Annotated in this window: 16 protein-coding genes; 10 read left to right on the top strand and 6 right to left on the bottom strand. The window is 60.1% G+C overall.

Translation table 11 applies throughout. The features are described from left to right. Positions 1-17: 17 nt before the first annotated feature. The 5 genes from B3Q33_RS07515 to B3Q33_RS07495 form a co-directional block, all read right to left on the bottom strand. Positions 18-905: a ketopantoate reductase family protein gene (locus tag B3Q33_RS07515; protein WP_272962338.1), complete on the bottom strand. Its 888-nt coding sequence runs from the start codon at positions 903-905 to the stop codon at positions 18-20. A 260-nt stretch (positions 906-1,165) separates the two neighbouring features. After that, positions 1,166-2,116: a GGDEF domain-containing response regulator gene (locus tag B3Q33_RS07510; protein WP_035249358.1), complete on the bottom strand. Its 951-nt coding sequence runs from the start codon at positions 2,114-2,116 to the stop codon at positions 1,166-1,168. A 101-nt stretch (positions 2,117-2,217) separates the two neighbouring features. After that, on the bottom strand, positions 2,218-3,762 hold the full coding sequence (locus B3Q33_RS07505) for an AmpG family muropeptide MFS transporter (RefSeq protein WP_272962339.1): 1,545 nt from the start codon (positions 3,760-3,762) through the stop codon (positions 2,218-2,220). Positions 3,763-3,871: 109 nt separating this feature from the next. Continuing rightward, positions 3,872-4,174 (bottom strand): MGMT family protein, encoded by a 303-nt coding sequence (locus B3Q33_RS07500; RefSeq protein WP_052043016.1) that lies wholly within the window; start codon positions 4,172-4,174, stop codon positions 3,872-3,874. A gap of 129 nt (positions 4,175-4,303) precedes the next feature. Further along, positions 4,304-5,065, bottom strand: coding sequence for an SDR family oxidoreductase (locus B3Q33_RS07495; protein WP_035249361.1), 762 nt, complete (start codon positions 5,063-5,065; stop codon positions 4,304-4,306). Between the two features lie 355 nt (positions 5,066-5,420). Here B3Q33_RS07495 and groES point away from each other — a divergent pair, with 355 nt between their 5' ends. The 7 genes from groES (at position 5,421) to rimI (ending at position 12,989) form a co-directional block, all read left to right on the top strand. Then, positions 5,421-5,711 (top strand): co-chaperone GroES, encoded by a 291-nt coding sequence (gene groES / locus B3Q33_RS07490; protein WP_035249363.1) that lies wholly within the window; start codon positions 5,421-5,423, stop codon positions 5,709-5,711. Positions 5,712-5,796: 85 nt separating this feature from the next. Continuing rightward, the gene (groL, locus tag B3Q33_RS07485) at positions 5,797-7,443 is read left to right on the top strand and encodes a chaperonin GroEL (RefSeq protein WP_035249364.1); all 1,647 of its coding nucleotides are present in this window, start codon (positions 5,797-5,799) and stop codon (positions 7,441-7,443) included. Positions 7,444-7,698: 255 nt separating this feature from the next. Continuing rightward, positions 7,699-8,310 carry a rhombosortase gene (gene rrtA, locus B3Q33_RS07480; protein ID WP_272962341.1) on the top strand — a complete coding sequence of 204 codons (612 nt, stop codon included), beginning with the start codon at positions 7,699-7,701 and terminating at the stop codon, positions 8,308-8,310. Between the two features lie 13 nt (positions 8,311-8,323). Then, positions 8,324-9,988: a DUF3592 domain-containing protein gene (locus B3Q33_RS07475; RefSeq protein WP_035249366.1), complete on the top strand. Its 1,665-nt coding sequence runs from the start codon at positions 8,324-8,326 to the stop codon at positions 9,986-9,988. A gap of 135 nt (positions 9,989-10,123) precedes the next feature. After that, the gene (locus B3Q33_RS07470; RefSeq protein WP_272962342.1) at positions 10,124-11,671 is read left to right on the top strand and encodes a 2-isopropylmalate synthase; all 1,548 of its coding nucleotides are present in this window, start codon (positions 10,124-10,126) and stop codon (positions 11,669-11,671) included. 99 nt (positions 11,672-11,770) lie between these two features. After that, positions 11,771-12,520 carry a hypothetical protein gene (locus B3Q33_RS07465; RefSeq protein ID WP_272962343.1) on the top strand — a complete coding sequence of 250 codons (750 nt, stop codon included), beginning with the start codon at positions 11,771-11,773 and terminating at the stop codon, positions 12,518-12,520. Continuing rightward, a complete protein-coding gene (gene rimI, locus B3Q33_RS07460) occupies positions 12,510-12,989 on the top strand; it encodes a ribosomal protein S18-alanine N-acetyltransferase (protein WP_272962344.1) in 480 nt (159 codons plus the stop codon). The genes B3Q33_RS07465 and rimI overlap by 11 nt, the downstream gene beginning before the upstream one ends. Positions 12,990-13,268: 279 nt before the next feature. Here the strand turns inward: rimI and B3Q33_RS07455 are convergent, their stop codons facing one another. Next, the gene (locus tag B3Q33_RS07455; protein ID WP_035249372.1) at positions 13,269-13,688 is read right to left on the bottom strand and encodes a hypothetical protein; all 420 of its coding nucleotides are present in this window, start codon (positions 13,686-13,688) and stop codon (positions 13,269-13,271) included. A 145-nt stretch (positions 13,689-13,833) separates the two neighbouring features. On the opposite strand from B3Q33_RS07455, the gene B3Q33_RS07450 reads away from it, so the two are divergent. From B3Q33_RS07450 to B3Q33_RS07440, 3 genes are all read left to right on the top strand, one after another. Continuing rightward, positions 13,834-14,169, top strand: a complete 336-nt coding sequence (locus B3Q33_RS07450; RefSeq protein WP_272962345.1) for a DUF2834 domain-containing protein — start codon at positions 13,834-13,836, stop codon at positions 14,167-14,169. Positions 14,170-14,253: 84 nt separating this feature from the next. Continuing rightward, positions 14,254-15,837 carry a peptide chain release factor 3 gene (gene prfC / locus B3Q33_RS07445; RefSeq protein ID WP_273009928.1) on the top strand — a complete coding sequence of 528 codons (1,584 nt, stop codon included), beginning with the start codon at positions 14,254-14,256 and terminating at the stop codon, positions 15,835-15,837. 415 nt (positions 15,838-16,252) lie between these two features. Beyond that, complete coding sequence (locus tag B3Q33_RS07440) at positions 16,253-16,438, top strand: MmcQ/YjbR family DNA-binding protein (protein WP_349677889.1); 186 nt, start codon at positions 16,253-16,255, stop codon at positions 16,436-16,438. The last annotated feature ends 107 nt before the right edge of the window (positions 16,439-16,545 follow it).

The raw sequence follows: 16,545 nt of genomic DNA, 5'->3' as shown, positions 1-16,545 counted from the left end.
CGCTTGCCAGCAAGCTCCTACATAGTCAGGGAACGCCGCATGGCCGTGACCACCTTCCTGTTGGCGGGGACGGCCAGCCCCAGCCGGTCCGCCTGCTGCACCAGCCAGCCATTGATGGCATCGATTTCCGTCTGTGCCCCCCGTTGCCAGTCCGCACGCATGGAAGAGGTATTGCCGGCGGTGGCCCGGGCCACGGTGAGTACATTGTCCAGGGAGTGGCCGGGCCACGCCGGGTCCAGTTGTCGCAGCACCTGATCCGCTTCTTCGCAAAGCTGTGTGGCCTGTTCGCGCAAGGCCGGGTCGGCGCTAATACGGCCATTGGGCACATCGTAAAGAGCGGTCAGCGGATTGATCACTGCATTCGCCACCAGTTTGTGCCACTGGCGTGGGCGGATGTCGTCTTCCCAGTGCAGATCCGGCCAGTGTTCGGTCAGTGCGGCAAACCAGGCAGGTGGGGCAGTGCTGCCTCCGAGCCAGGTGGCATTTTCTGCCACTACCGTGTGGTCCGGGTGCTGACCTTTGACGGCGCTGGTGGTGATAGCTTCCAACGCGGAAAACCCCGCCGGCAACAGGCCATCCAGGGCGCCCAGTCCATTCTGAAAACGCAGTACCAGAGAGTCGGTGTCAAGACGATCGGTTAGCGGCGCCATCGCCTGGTGGGTATAGGGGGTTTTGACTGCCACCAGTAAATGGTCGATGTGATCGGGTAAGGTCGCAGGGTCCAGCACCGGTAACGACAACATCTGCTGACGTCCGTCCGGCAGCCTCAGCGTCTTTTCCAGTGGCGCCGGGGAGTCATGGCGAATCACGGTAACGCCATGTCCTGCCCGGGTCAGATACCAGGCCGCCAGGGTGCCCATATTGCCGGCACCTAATAAAAACCAGTGGGGGAAAGTGTGGGGCATAAGATCGCAGGCCAAAGAACTGATTTTTACCACAGAGGATACAGAGAACACAGAGTTAACGGGGTATTCTTGTGGGCGCGTAGCAATGATCGACGGTGTCAGGGGCGAGTTGCTAGAAGCGAGTTTCGAAAAACAAAACCGGTAGGTTGGGGGAGTAAGCTTTTGCTTCTCGCGCGGCCAGCGACGAATCTGCCGAGCGCACGCTTTTCCTCAGTGAACTCTGTGTCCTCTGTGGTGAAAAATGTTTTTGTCCGCGTCACTTACACATTGGCAGTGGCCGATACGATGCGTCGCTCGCTAAAGGACTGATCCAGCTCGGCCAGGGCCTGTTCGAACATCTGCTCCGCATGGCTAGTGCCTTCAGAGGCGGCGATTGCCATGCTTACCTGCAGGCTCAGGAAGCCGGCGGCGGTCTGGTAGGCCCGGTGGTTGAGGCCTTCATAAAGGCGCCGGAAACCGGTGGGGTCGCAGTGGTCTATATGGGGTTGCCAGGTGATCAGGGCAAACTGGTCGGTTTGCAACCGGCACAGATGATCCATGGGGCGCACCGACTGGCGCAGGCGCCGGCTGAACGCCAGTACCCCTTGCTGCATCACCTTGTCGCCGCGCTGGGCACGTAGTGCCTCGAAGTCTTCCAGGCGCAACATCAACAGGCAGGCGGCGCCGCCCCGTTTTTCCGCTTGCTTCAGGGTATTCTGCAACGCACGCAGGGCATCCTGGCGATTGCCGAAACCGGTCAGTGGATCAATCAGGGCGTGGCGTTTGAGCTGACGATTCACGGTCAGCATGCGCTGATAGTCGGTCTGTACCCGGTTGTGGCGCTGGATAATCCGATCTGCGGCCATGACCCGGTGGTGAAGTTGCTCGGTCATGGAGGACTTGGAGACAAAATCGTCCACGCCCTGATCAAACGCCTGTTGCAGGGCATCGACTCCCTCGCGGGCAGTGAGAAGCAGCACGTAGGTATAGCGATTGCAGGCTTCGTCGCTTTGACGAATGCGACGGGTCAGCTCCAGGCCATCCATGCCGGGCATCAACCAGTCTGCCACCACCAGATCGGCGGGTTGCTCGGTCAGTTGACCAAGGGCGTCCTGGGCGCTGTGGGCGTGGCGAATGCGGGTGTAGCCGGCAGAGGCGAGGGTGCGATTGACCACCGCCGCCGAGAAGCGGGCATCATCCACGACCAGAATATCGAGTTCCGAGTGACTCATCCGTGTGTTCTTATTGTTGTTTTTTGTAAGTTCCCACTATAGCCGGTTTGTGAATTGATTGAAAAGTATACGGTGAGCCTGTTTCGGCGAATGAGCGGGGCTCAGTGCCGAAAGGCCTCGTGGCGCTGGATCAGATAGATCAGCCCCAACACCGGTACGCCCATCAAGCTGGCCAACAGGAAAAATCCAGGGTAGCCCAGGTTATCCACCATGCTGCCCGAGTAGCCACCAATGGTCTTGGGTAGCAGGGTCATCAGTGAGCTGAAGATGGCGTACTGGACGGCAGTGAAGGAGACATTGGTGAGCTGCGAGAGGAAGGCCACAAAGGCGGCGCTGGCGAGCCCGGCGGTCAGGTTATCGGCCGATATCACTGCATAGAGGATGCGGATGTCGTGGCCCGCATAGGCCAGCCACAGGAACAGCAGGTTGGTCGCCACGGTGAGGAAGGCGCCTAGATACAGCACCCGGATCACGCCGTGACGCATGGCCAGCAGCCCACCCAGAAAACCGCCGGCAATGGTCATGAACAGGCCGAAGGTTTTGACCACCCCGGCAATCTCGTTCTTGGTGAAGCCGATGTCCTCAAAGAAGACGTTGGAAATGACGCCAAGCACAATATCCGAGATGCGGTAAAAACCCACGAAAACCAGAAGCAGCAAGGCGAGGCGGCTACCGTAGCGCTGGAAAAAGTCCTTCACCGGGTCCAGATAACTTTCCCGAACCAGCTGTTTGTTATACAGCGGGGTTAATGAGAGCGCCTTGATCAACGCAGCAACAATGGCAATTGCCAGCGCTAGCCGCAGGCTTTCCACTACCAGGCCGGACAGGGCGCTGTTCTCAACAATTTCCGTGAGCGTTTGCCGGAGCGTGCCTGCCGAATCGGCGGTCAGGACATACACCGTCACGAAGGCAGTGATGCCTGCCACGAAGATCGCCAGAAACTTCAGATACTGCCCGCTGGTGTACTGATGGGCGGAGGGGCGAGGGTTGTCCGGTTCGCGAATGATCAGGGTGGTAATGGCGCCAACCAGCATGGTGAGCGCCATGAGCGCATAGGTGGTTTGCCAGGCGGGGTAGCTGTAGGCGTCGCTGGTGGAGCCCATCCAGCTTGCCAATACCAGCGAGCCCGCCCCGGAGGAGAGCATGCCTATCCGGTAACCGGCAATGTAGGAAGAGGACATTAATGCCTGTAATTCGACACCCGCAGATTCAATTCGGTAGGCATCAATGACGATATCCTGAGTGGCGGCGGTAAAGCCGAGCATGACCACCGCAAAGGCCATCAGGTTCAGCGCTCCAGGCTCGCTCGGGTCGACCAGGGAAATGCTGAAAATGGAGGCGGCCACAGTGAGCTGCGCCACCAGCAGCCAGGCCCGGCGCCTGCCCAGCCAGCGTGTCAGGGCGGGAATTGGCAAGCGATCAATCAGCGGCGCCCAGAGAAACTTGAACGAATAGGCTAGTGCCGCCCAGCTGAAGTAGGTGACCGTGGAACGCTCCACTCCGGCCTCTCGTAACCACAGAGACAGCGAGGAGAAGATCAGCAGTAGCGGGATGCCTGCAGAAAACCCGTAGAAGAACATGGTCACTACACGGGGATGCAGGAAGGCTTTCAGGGATTGCTGCCAGTTGGTCGATTGTGGGGGCATAGGTCTCTTAGCGGGTATTGCCGAATGGCGAAAGGCTCATCATAGACACTTTGTCCGCAGCGAGCGATGCGGGTTCACCGCGCGCGGGGTGTGATTCAGCGAAGAGGCGTTACCATTGCTGGAAATGCTGTCTGGGCACCCGGTCACCCAGCACGGTGACGTTTTCGTCGAGTAGCCGCTGGATCTGTTGCTCCCCGGCTGGCGTGCCCGCCAGGGCAATGCGGCCGTCGCCGCGCAACACCCGATGCCAGGGCAGACGGGTATCTTTCGGTAACTGGCTCATCAGCCGGCCCACAAAACGGGCATGGCGCGGAAACCCGGCCTGCCGTGCTACGGCACCATAGCTGCTCACCGCCCCGGGCGGAATGGCGGCAACGATCTGGTAGACGGCGTCTCGGAAAGAAGGATCCATTGAAGGCAGCTTCGAGCTACTAGCTTTGAGCTGCAAGGAAAAACGAAAAAATGAGAAGGGGCAACCCTTTGGTTGCCCCTTCTCATCAGCAGAACACACTGTTAGCTAGAAGCTAGAAGCTAGAAGCTTTTACCGCAGGCCGCCATCCATATCGATACAGCGACCGGTGAAGTAATCGGTCTCGAAGATGAAGGCCACGGAACGGGCGATGTGCTCTGCTTCGCCCAGGCGACGCAGCGGCACGGCCTGGATCAGGCGCTCGCGGGCTTCCGGCTTCATGGCGGCGAGCATGTCGGTGTTGATGGTGCCGGGAGCCACCGCGCCAGTGCGGATGTTGTAGCGAGCCAGCTCTTTGGCCCACACCTCGGCCAGGGCAACCACCCCGGTCTTGGCGGCGGCGTAGTTGCTCTGGCCGAAGCTGCCCTGGCGGGCCAGGGAAGAAATGTTGACGATCACCCCTTCCTCGACTCCCAGTTCCAACATTTTCGAAGCTGCTTCGCGGCCACACAAAAACACGCCGGTCAGGTTCACGTCGATCACCGCCTGCCATTGTTGCAGGCTCATCTTGCTGACTACCTCGCCGTCCTTGTACTTCACCAGCAGGCCATCGCGGGTGATGCCGGCGTTATTGACCAGGCCGTGCAGGCTGCCGAAGTCCGCCACCACGTCACTGAACAGCTTTTCCACTTCCTCTTCTTTGGCCACGTTGGCCAGATAGGCGCGCGCTTCACCGCCGGCCGCCTCACAGGCGGCCACGGTGGCGTTCAGGTCTTCCTGGCTCAGGTCCACGCAGGCCAGGCGGGCGCCCTTGCCGGCAAAGTAGGTGGCAATACCCCGGCCCAGGCCACGGCCGGCGCCGGTAACAACAACCACTTTCTGGTTCAGATCCATGGTGATTCCTTGCGATGTCGGTTCACGATGGCACGGATTATGGTGGGCTGACCCTGCCTGGCCAATGACCGGATTGCTCAGTGACTCGCAAAAACGGCAAACGACACGCCCGGGTTGCCCCACCCGGCAAAGGATTTTTCTTCTCACCCCCTTGAAACCTGACGCTGAGGCCCCACTCCTGTGTCCTGCAGGCGGTCGCGGGACAGGCGCTTTCAAAGGTCACTTTCCCTATTGACTGCACTGGCATCATTACTATGATTAGCACTCGACTCGTTAGAGTGCTAATTCGGACTGCCGAGCTTCGCTTCCGCGAGCTTGGATGTCATCAGAACTAAAACTGGGAGTTTAAGGAAAAATGAGCATCCGTCCTTTGCATGATCGCGTGCTGGTTCGCCGTGAAGAGGAAGAAACCAAGACCGCCGGCGGTATTGTGCTGCCCGGTTCCGCTGCCGAGAAGCCGTCCCGCGGCGAAGTGATCGCGGTGGGTAACGGCAAGATCACCGATAGCGGTGATGTCCGTCCGCTGGACGTGAAAGCCGGTGACAAGGTGATCTTCGGTCAGTACGCCGGTAACACCGTGAAGGTGGACGGCGAAGAATTGCTGATCATGAGCGAAGCCGAAATTCTGGCCGTCGTCGAAGGCTAAGTGCCGCAGGCCAAGAGCAAGAACATGAACGCCCGCAAGGGCATTCACCCCATTCCGGGGTAAAGATTTGCAGAGGTAAAGAACCATGGCGAAAGAAATTCTGTTCCGTGACGAAGCCCGTCAACGTATGGCCAAAGGCGTTAACATCCTGGCCGACGCCGTCAAGGTAACCCTGGGCCCGAAAGGCCGTAACGTGGTGCTGGAGAAATCCTTCGGTGCACCGTCCATCACCAAGGATGGCGTGTCCGTGGCTCGTGAAATCGAACTGGAAGACAAGTTCGAGAACATGGGTGCCCAGATGGTGAAAGAAGTGGCCTCCAAGGCCAACGACGAAGCCGGTGACGGCACCACCACCGCCACCGTGCTGGCTCAGGCATTCGTTAACGAAGGCCTCAAGTCTGTCACCGCCGGCATGAACCCCATGGACCTGAAGCGCGGCATCGACCAGGCCGTGGCGGCAGTAGTGGAAGAGCTGAAGAAGCTGTCCACGCCGTGCGACAACACCAAGAGCATCGAGCAGGTGGGTACCATCTCCGCCAACGCCGACAAATCCGTGGGTGAAATCATCGCCCAGGCCATGGAAAAAGTGGGCCAGGAAGGCGTTATCACCGTTGAAGAAGGCCAGTCCCTGCAGAACGAGCTGGACGTGGTTGAGGGCATGCAGTTTGACCGCGGTTACCTGAGCCCCTACTTCATCAACAACCAGGAGAAGATGCAGGTCGAGCTGGAAGACCCCTACATCCTGCTGGTGGACAAGAAGATCTCCAACATCCGCGAGCTGCTGCCGGCCCTGGAAAATGTGGCCAAAGCAGGCAAGCCGCTGTTGATCATCGCCGAAGATATCGAAGGCGAAGCGCTGGCTACCCTGGTAGTGAACAACATGCGCGGCATCATCAAGTGCGCCGCCGTGAAAGCGCCGGGCTTCGGTGACCGTCGCAAGGCCATGCTGCAGGACATCGCCATCCTCACCGGCGGTACCGTGATCAGCGAAGAAGTGGGCCTGAGCCTGGAAAATGCGTCCCTGGAAGATCTGGGTACCGCCAAGAAAGTGAACATCGACAAGGAAAACACCACCATTGTTGATGGCGCTGGTCAGCAGGTCGATATCGATTCCCGCGTGGAGCAGATCCGCAAGGAAATCGAGAACTCTTCCTCTGATTACGACAAGGAAAAACTGCAAGAGCGCGTGGCCAAGCTGGCCGGCGGTGTTGCGGTGATCAAGATCGGTGCTGCCACCGAGATTGAAATGAAAGAGAAGAAAGCCCGTGTGGACGATGCCCTGCATGCGACCCGCGCTGCCGTGGAAGAAGGCGTGGTTCCCGGTGGTGGTGTGGCACTGGTGCGTGCTCTGGCTAACGTGGGTGTCATCAAGGGTGACAACGACGAGCAGAACGCCGGTATTGCCCTGACTTTCCGCGCGCTGGAAATGCCCCTGCGTCAGATCGCCTACAACGCCGGTGCTGAAGCGTCCGTGATCGTGCAGGAAGTACGCAACGGTTCCGGTAACTACGGTTACAACGCGGCCACCGGTGAATACGGTGACATGCTGGAAATGGGTATCCTGGACCCTGCCAAGGTAACCCGTTCCGCGCTGCAGGCAGCGGCTTCCATCGCCGGCCTGATGATCACCACCGAAGCCATGGTGGCGGACAAGCCGGAAGAAAACGCCGGTGGCGGCGCCCCGGATATGGGCGGCATGGGTGGAATGGGCGGTATGGGCGGCATGATGTAAATCATGAGCTCGTAACACGCTCCAAAGAGAACCCCGCCTTGTGCGGGGTTTTCTTTTTTAAGGGCAGCTACAAGCTTCAAGCCACAAGCTGCAACACGACTTGCTGTCCTTGCCAAACTGCTAACGCGTGCGCCGCGCCGCTGACTTGGGAGCGCGGGCACTGTCTGCCAGTATCGGTACAATCCATTCCGCGCCTTGTGGCTTGCAGCTTGCAGCTTGTGGCTTAATACCCCTTCAATGTCAGCCGGTACCTTCATGCAACCCAGAGACAAAAAACTTCGCCCGCACTTCGCCCTGGTGGTGGCCACCATGGTCGTGCTGGGTCTAGCCCATGGCTGGGTGAACCCCTGGCTGGGATTTGATCGTGGGGCCATCGAACAGGGTCAGCTCTGGCGGTTGCTGACCTGCCATCTGGTGCATCTCAATCACTGGCACATGCTGCTCAATCTGGCCGGCCTGGTGCTATGCGGCTATTTCTTCACGGACCTGCTGGATCGGGTGCGCTTCTGGAGCTGGTTGCTGTTTTGTGGGGCGGTCACCGGACTGGCGTTGTATTTTCTGGATACCGGTTTGCAGCACTATGTGGGGCTGTCCGGTATCCTCCATGGCTTGCTGGTCTATTGCCTGCTGCAGGGCTGGCGGGGGAATCCCTGGCTGCATTCACTGGTGTTGCTGGTGATCGCCGGGCGAATTGTCAGTGAGCAGCAGGCAGGCTATGACGTGGAATATCTCCGTAGCTGGATCGACGGGCGGGTCTATGTGAATGCCCACCTGTACGGTGCCCTGGCCGGAGTGTTGTTGTTTGGGGGAATCACGGGTGTCGAATACGGCAGAAAACACAGAACAGGAAACACAGAAAGACGATAAAGCAGCAGGGTGCATGACCATCCTGTTTCCAGGGGTTTTCCTGGTGGCAGGCCTGGCGGTGATGTTCTTTGTGGGGCTCAAGCCCGCCTTTCAATACTGGCAGTCCGGGAGCTGGGACAGGGTGCCGGCCACCGTGCTTAGCAGTACTCTCAATCGCAGTTATTCCGACGGCTCCACCACCTACAGTGTCAGCGCCAGCTACCGTTATGACTATAACGGGCGCAGCTATTCCAGCCATACGGTGAGTCAGTACGGCGGCAGCGATAACTTTGACGATTACTGGCAGCGTCTGGCCAGCCGACTGGAGTCCGCACGCTCCCGGGGGCGCACCGTCCTGGCCTGGGTCAACCCGGCGAATCCGTCCGAGGCTTTTCTGGATCGCACTCTGCGTTGGGGCTCATTGGTGTTTGGCCTGGCCTTCGGCGGCGTCTTTGCATTGGTGGGCGGAGGCCTGATGTTTATGTTCAACCGGGGCAGCAAGGGTAAGGCCGAGCTGGCAGAAGGCGGCCAGTACCACAGCAAGGAAAAATCCGGGCACTGGTTCCTGGTGGGCTTCGGCGCCATCTTCATCCTGCTGCCGTCGCCGGCCTATCTGGCAGTCTGGGACAAGGTCAGCCGGGGGGATTATGCGATTCTGATGGTGCTGTTGTTTCCCGCTGTGGGCGCTGGCATTGCCTGGGCGGGCTGGAAAATGCGCAGCAATTATCGGTTTTTCGGTCCCTCTCCGTTGGAACTGGATCCGGAGCCGGGCCATGCCGGTGGTCAGGTAGGCGGCTCCATTCACCTGGGCAAGGCGCTATCCCGGGAGACGGACATGGACGTGTGGCTAAGTTGTATCCGTGGCCGGGAGAGCGGTAGCGGCAAGAACCGCAAGACTGTGGAAGATATCCTCTGGCAAACCGACCAGCGCGCCCTGTGCCAGCCCACCCAGCAGGGCAGCGACATCCTGTTTTGTTTCGATGTGCCTGCGGAGCAGCCGCCGTCCTCCGGTAGTGGTCGCAATTACATCTGCTGGCGAGTCGAGCTGGAGGGCATGGTGGAAGGCCGCAAGCTGAAACGGAGCTGGGATATTCCGGTGGTGGCGGGGGAGGGCGAGAGTCGTTTTCGTCTGCCGGAGTCCCATGTCATGGCCGACCAGCGCGAGCGTCAGGTGGAGGCGCTGGAATCCGCCAATGAACAGATCCGGGTGGAGCAGACCGGCCAGGGCCTGCATTTGCAAAGCCGTCCCGGTCGCCATCTGGGCATGAAGCTCGCGCTATTGGTGTTTGGTGGCATCTTTGCTGCCGTGGGAACGGGGTTGTTTATCGCCGCCGCCAGTGAAGGCTTTATGTTGTACTTCATGGGCAGCATTTTTGGGTTGATCGGTTATGCCATTGTCGGCAGTACCCTGTTCACTCTGGGACGTGGGCTGGATGTGTGGGTGCGTGGCGGTGAAGTGCGTAGCCTGCGTCGCTGGCTGGGAGTCCCGTTGTTCACCCGCAAGTGCCAACTGCTGCGGGCAGACCAAGTGGTGCTGAAGACCGGCATGAGCAGCACCAGCAATGGCCGCCAGACCGAGTACATGACGCTGATCGCCGAGGTGGACGGCAAAAAGATCCGGCTGGCCGAGGGTATCGCCGGGCGAGAGGCCGGTGAGGCCCTGCGTGAAGCCGTGCTGCGTACCCTGCGACTGGTGTAAACTGTTCGCAAACCTGAACCCGTGATGTAGGAGCGTGCTTGCACGCGAACCTTCGCCCAGACCTGGTTCGCGTGCAAGCACGCTCCTACAGTGAAAGGGGCGAGCTTGGCCCCCGGAAATTTGTGAGAGATAACGATGAGCAAAGAGCGCCTGATTATTTTCGATACCACCCTGCGTGATGGTGAGCAGAGCCCGGGTGCCACCATGGACCAGGACGAGAAGCTGCGCATCGCCAAGGCGCTGGAACGCATGAAGGTGGACGTGATCGAGGCCGGTTTTGCTATCGCCAGCCAGGGGGATTTCCTGTCGGTGAAGGCCATTGCCGACACCGTGCGCGAATCCACCATCTGCTCTCTGGCCCGTGCCAAGGCGTCGGATATCGACCGGGCAGCGGAAGCGCTGGCCGGGGCTGAATCCGGCCGAATTCACACCTTCCTCGCCACCAGCCCGATTCATATGCAGCACAAGCTGCGGTTAGAGCCGGATCAGGTGGTCGAGCATGCCGTGGCGGCGGTGAAGCATGCCCGCAATCACATGGGCGATGTGGAATTTTCCTGCGAGGATGCGGGCCGTTCCGAGCTGGATTTTCTCTGCCGTATTATCGAGGCGGTGATCGACGCCGGTGCCACCACCATCAATATCCCCGACACCGTGGGCTATGCCATTCCGGAACAATATGGCCATACCATTGGCCAGCTGCTGGCTCGTATCCCGAATGCCGACAAGGCCGTGTTCTCGGTGCACTGCCATAACGACCTGGGGCTGGCGGTGGCCAACTCCCTGGCCGCGGTCCAGGCCGGTGCCCGGCAAGTGGAATGCACCATCAACGGCCTGGGCGAGCGGGCCGGCAATGCGTCCCTGGAAGAGATTGTCATGGCGGTACGCACTCGCCAGGATCTCTTCAACGTGGACACCGGCATCAATGCCAAAGAGATCGTCCCCACCTCGAAAATGGTGTCGCAGATCACCGGCTTCCCGGTGCAACCCAACAAGGCCATCGTTGGAGCCAATGCCTTTGCTCATGAGTCTGGCATTCACCAGGACGGGGTGCTCAAACACCGCGAGACCTATGAGATCATGTCCGCCGAGGATGTGGGTTGGCACACCAACCGGATGGTGCTGGGCAAGCACTCCGGCCGTGCCGCCTTCCGTGCCCGTCTGGACGAGCTGGGCATCACCTTTGCCTCGGAAGCGGCCATGAACGAGGCCTTCCAGCGCTTCAAGGATCTGGCTGACAAGAAGCACGAAGTGTTCGATGAGGACCTGCAGGCCCTGGTCAGTGACACCAAGAAAGCGGCCGAGGAAGAACGCTTCAAGCTGGTGTTGCTGGAAGCCACCGCGCGCACCGGTGAAACGCCGGAAGCCCGCATCGTGCTGGCTATCGATGGTCAGGAACGGGAGGCGACCTCCATGGGTGCCGGGCCTGTGGATGCGGCCTTCAAGGCCATCGAGATGCTGGCGGAAAGCCACAGCATCCTGCAGCTGTACTCGGTGAATGCCATCACCGCTGGCACTGACAGCCAGGGTGAAGTCACGGTAAGACTGGAAAAAGGCGGCCGGATCGTCAACGGCCACGGCGCCGATGTGGATATCATCACCGCCTCCGCCAAGGCCTACCTGAATGCCCTGAATCACTTCGCGGCGGGCCTGGAAAGGGCTCACCCGCAAGCGGCGGATGTATGAGTAACGCTGACACGCTAGACGCTTCACGCAACATGCTGTTGAAAGGCACGACGTGCCTGCGTGCTGGCCTGGTGCGTGCAAGCAGGTGCGGAGCGCTCCATGAATGAAGCCCAGCGACAACACTATCTGAAAGCCCTGGGCCTGACACCTTGGGTGGCCAGGGGGCCGTTGCCTGGTGCAGCGGTCTCGCCGCTGCTGGACTGGGAAGACGAGGAAGAGCAGCCAGCGGCAGTGGCATCACCAGCGCCCGCTCAGGACACACCTGCCCCGGCTTCGCCGCAGACAGCGGCCCCTGTTGCCAGTGAGGTGCCGGCTCAGGAGGCTCCGCAGAGTCCGCCGGTGCCCAAAGCCACCACCGATACCCCGGAGCCGACACCACCCGCACCGGCAGTCACCAGAGGCAAGGGGCTGACCTTTACCCTGGAAGCCCATCTGGGTGGCGATACCTGGTTGCTATGCGCGCAGGAAGACAGCCAGGCGCCGGGGCTGGGACGTTTTGAGGCGCCACTGATGGCTAACCTGTTGGCCCTGTTCCAGGCCCGCCCCCAGCGTCCACGTCGTTTTTTCTGCCCGCTGACAGAACAGCCCATGCCTGCGCAAGAAGCGTCCCAGGCGCTGTCGGCCTTTATTGCCGGCCTGTGTGAGCAGGCGGGTGGCGAGCGGGTATTGCTGTGCTTGCCGGAGGCGCTCAGTGAGGCGCTGTTTGATCAGCCCCGCTATCAACCCTTCGAGTTAGGTGGTCGCCCGGCACTGGTGGTCAGCAGCTTGGCAGAAATGCTGGCGGAGCCGGCGCAGCACAAGAAGGCCAGCTGGCACGCCATGCAGGCAAATGGCTTCCATGGCGAGTGATCGGACCCGCGTGGCAGCCATTCGCGCCATGGAGCTGGAAGATGTGGACGCGGTGATGGCCATCGAAACCGCCGCCCAGCTGACTCCCTGGAACAGCGCCCACTTTCACGATTGCCTGGGCAACACCAATTATCTGTGCCAGGTGGCCACCGTGGATGATGTCCCGGCGGCTTTTCTGGTCCTGTCGCGAATCCTCGACGAAACCCATGTCCTCAACATCGCGGTGGCCCCGGCCTGGCAGCGCCATGGTATCGCCCGGCGATTACTGCAACAGGCTCTCGAGGCGGCCCGCGCCGATGCCATGACCGTGGTCTATCTGGAAGTGCGGGAAAGCAACCAAAGTGCCCAGGGACTCTACCGCCAGCTGGCCTTTGAGGTCTGTGGGGTGCGCAAGAATTATTACCGCAAGGGGGACGGGCACGAAAACGCGGTGTTGATGCAATGCCTGCTTTCTGGCGGGCATAAATAATCCGCTGCCATTGCTACAAAGCCCCTGTAGGAACGGAGCGTAGCGGAGTAACGCACGTAGTTCCGTGCGGCCCGAAGGGTGAGCGAAGCGAATAACACCTCTTGAGGCGCGAACCGCGCTTGCGCGGAAATCGTCCGCAGGGCGATCAGAAATCTCAAGGCTCGACAGTTTCCAGAAAGAATGGTGGTCAGACCTTGATCTTTGTCGCCTCGCTACGCTCGGTTCGCGGCTCGAGAGCCGCTCCTACAGCAGGCAAGGTGCGATTCGAACCGCTCCCCGTTACTCCTGAATCGGCATCCAGCCGTTCTCTGAATCCCGGAAGGTAATCACCCGCTGGCGCTGGAAGGTATCGCCCTTCTTGAAGTTGCCGTGCTCCATACGCAGGGCGCTGAGCGTCATGATCATGGCAAAGCGATCCATGCCGGACAGATCCTCGTTACCCTTGATCTTGTCGGTGTAGCCACCCAGGTCGTCCCTGGCTTTCAGCTGGTAATCCACTTCCAGGGTGTAGCGGCCGTCTCCGTCGTCGTACCCATTGCGCTTTTCCACATCGGTGACTGCCAACAGGCCGGACAGGTGCGCGTTGTCCAGTTCTGCCTCCAGCGCTTGACGGGCATCGCCGGCGTCCGGGGTGCGGCTGCAGGCCGCCAGCAGGGTAGCGAGGAAGAGGGCAGCGAAAGCGCGGAGATAAACAGGCATGGTCTGGCATCCTTGTTGTTCTGGAACCGACACTCTAGCACTGCTTTCGGCTCGCCCTGAAGTACCGAGTTGGAAAGGTGGACACACCAGAGTAAATCCTCAAGGATACGGTGATTACGGATGACCTATTGCGAGGACTTGGCCTGTGTCAGAGAACCTGTTTCGTCGACTGTTATTGCTGGTAGCCCTGAGCTTTTGTGTGGTGTTTGCGGTGCTGATTATCCCGCCGCTGGTGGAGAATCCGGATATCCTGGCTGCCGCCGCCGGAGGCTTTGTGAATCCCTTTGCAGCCGGGTATTCCACGGATGTGATTTTGTGCTGGGTGGTGCTTGCCATCTGGGTGGTGTTCGAGCGTCAGCGTTACCAGGTCCGCGGCGGTTGGCTGGCGCTGCTGCTGGGGCTGGTTCCTGGTGTCGCGGTGGGATTTGCCCTCTATCTGCTAATTCGTCAGCGCCAGCTGAAGGGCTCCGGCATCGTCTGACAGGGTGGCGCTGAGAGCCTGATAAGGGCTCGCAAGGCTGTTATACTCGCGCCCTCGAAAACCCCTGTCAGAGTCGGAAGCCCCATGAGCCTGCAAGACCAGGTGGCCAAGCGCCGCACCTTCGCGATTATTTCGCACCCGGACGCCGGTAAAACCACCATTACCGAAAAGCTGCTGTTGTACGGAAACCTGATCCAGAGCGCAGGTACCGTGAAAGGCAAAAAGTCCGGTAAGCACGCCACCTCCGACTGGATGGAGATGGAGAAGGAGCGGGGCATTTCCGTCACTACCTCGGTGATGCAGTTCCCCTACAAGGATGCCACCGTCAACCTGCTGGACACCCCCGGGCACGCTGATTTCTCCGAGGATACCTACCGTACCCTCACCGCCGTGGATTCGGCGCTGATGGTGATCGATGCGGCCAAGGGCGTGGAGCAACGGACCGTCAAGCTGATGGAAGTCTGTCGCTTGCGCGACACGCCGATTCTCACCTTCATCAACAAGCTGGACCGGGATGTGCGCGACGGCATCGACGTGCTGGATGAAATCGAGGACGTGCTCAATATCGAGTGCGCGCCGATTACCTGGCCCATCGGTATGGGCAAGAGCTTCAAGGGCGTCTACAACCTGCTCACCGACACCACCGTGCTGTACAAGACCGGCCAGGGCCACACTGTGCAGGACGTGCGCGAAGTGAAAGGGCTCGATAATCCGGAGCTGGATCAGGCGGTGGGAGCCGACTACGCCGAGGAGTTGCGCGAGACTCTGGAACTGGTTCAGGGCGCCAGCCACGAATTCGATCTGGAACGCTTCCTGGCCGGCAAACTGACCCCGGTGTTCTTCGGTACCGCCCTGGGCAACTTCGGCGTCGATCACATGCTCGACGGCCTGGTAAAGTGGGCGCCGCCGCCCCAGCCCCGTGATGCCACCGCGCGTACCGTGGTCGCCGACGAGCCCAAGATGACCGGCTTCGTGTTCAAGATCCAGGCGAACATGGACCCCCGCCACCGGGACCGCATTGCCTTCATGCGCATCTGTTCCGGCAAATACCACAAGGGCATCAAGCTCAAGCAGGTGCGTACCGGCAAGGACGTGCGTATTCCTGATGCGTTGACCTTTCTGGCCGGTGAGCGTGACAACGTGGAAGAGGCCTTTTCCGGTGACATTATCGGCCTGCACAACCACGGCACCATCCAGATCGGTGACACCTTCACCGAGGGTGAAGAGCTGGCCTTCACCGGCATTCCCCACTTCGCCCCGGAACTGTTCCAGCGCGTGGTGCTCAACGACCCGCTGAAAAGCAAGCAGCTGCACAAGGGCCTGACCCAGCTGGCGGAAGAGGGCGCCACCCAGGTTTTCTTCCCGCTGCGCAACAACGACGTGATTCTGGGTGCCGTGGGTACCCTGCAGTTCGACGTGGTCGCAGCGCGGCTGAAGGGGGAATATGGGGTGGATTGCCGCTATGAACCGGTCAGTGTGGCCACGGCGCGCTGGATTGAAGCCGGCAGTGACAAAGAGCTGACGGCCTTTGAGCGTAAAGCCCACGATAACCTGTCCCGCGACGGCGCTGGTCACCTGACCTATCTGGCTCCGACCCGTGTGAACCTGCAACTGGCACAGGAGCGTCACCCGGAGATCCGCTTCCGCGAAACCCGCGAAATTTCATAGCAACGTAACAGGCGCACGCAACAATGTGGGTAGGACGAGCCCCGCGTTGTTGTGTCGAGCGTTGCCGCATTGTTTCCCGTCAGCGGTTTTCGTGCATGCTGGTTATCAGCTAAACCGTCCTCAGCGGTCGCGATCCTTTTCACAAGCGGGTAAACTTCCTGACTTGTTTCGGCCCCGCCTCACAAGGGTACTGTCGAGACACAAGACCCCGGCTATCCGCCGGGGTTTTTTATTGGGCGCGAAAATGCCAGCCCGCCCCGTCGGCGTGTACCAGCAATCACTTCCTCATATCCGCTGTGTGCCGGCTTCTCCTCGCTGGTAGTCCCTTTGCTGCGGCGGGTATCATGAGGTCGCTGAGGCCGTCGACCCAACCGGCCAATGTCTGCATAGCGGGTCAATAAGGGATGCCTTGATCATGGATGCCAAAGCCGCGCAAGCGTACCTGTTGAGCAAGCCGGAAGCGCGAGAGGATTTCTCCTTCGGCCCGGATGTGGCAGTGATGAAAGTGCGGGACAAGATGTTCGCGACACTGGGGGAAGAGCAGGGCGAAGGGCGCATGAATCTCAAGTGCGACCCGGACCAGGCTCATGCAGGCTGTTGAAAAGCCCCTTACATACTCAGTCTTCCAGGCTGGCCCGCAATCTAGGCGCAATGTTGAAGGTGTGTGTCCACCCATCGAGACATTGCAACAACGAGTGCGGGCCAGCC

The organism is Alcanivorax sp. UBA3183 (assembly GCF_002364155.1).
In the GTDB taxonomy this organism is placed as follows: Bacteria; Pseudomonadota; Gammaproteobacteria; order Pseudomonadales; family Alcanivoracaceae; genus Alcanivorax; species Alcanivorax jadensis.
Note: the sequence above shows the minus strand (reverse complement) of the source record. Positions and strands in the feature narration are given on the sequence as shown.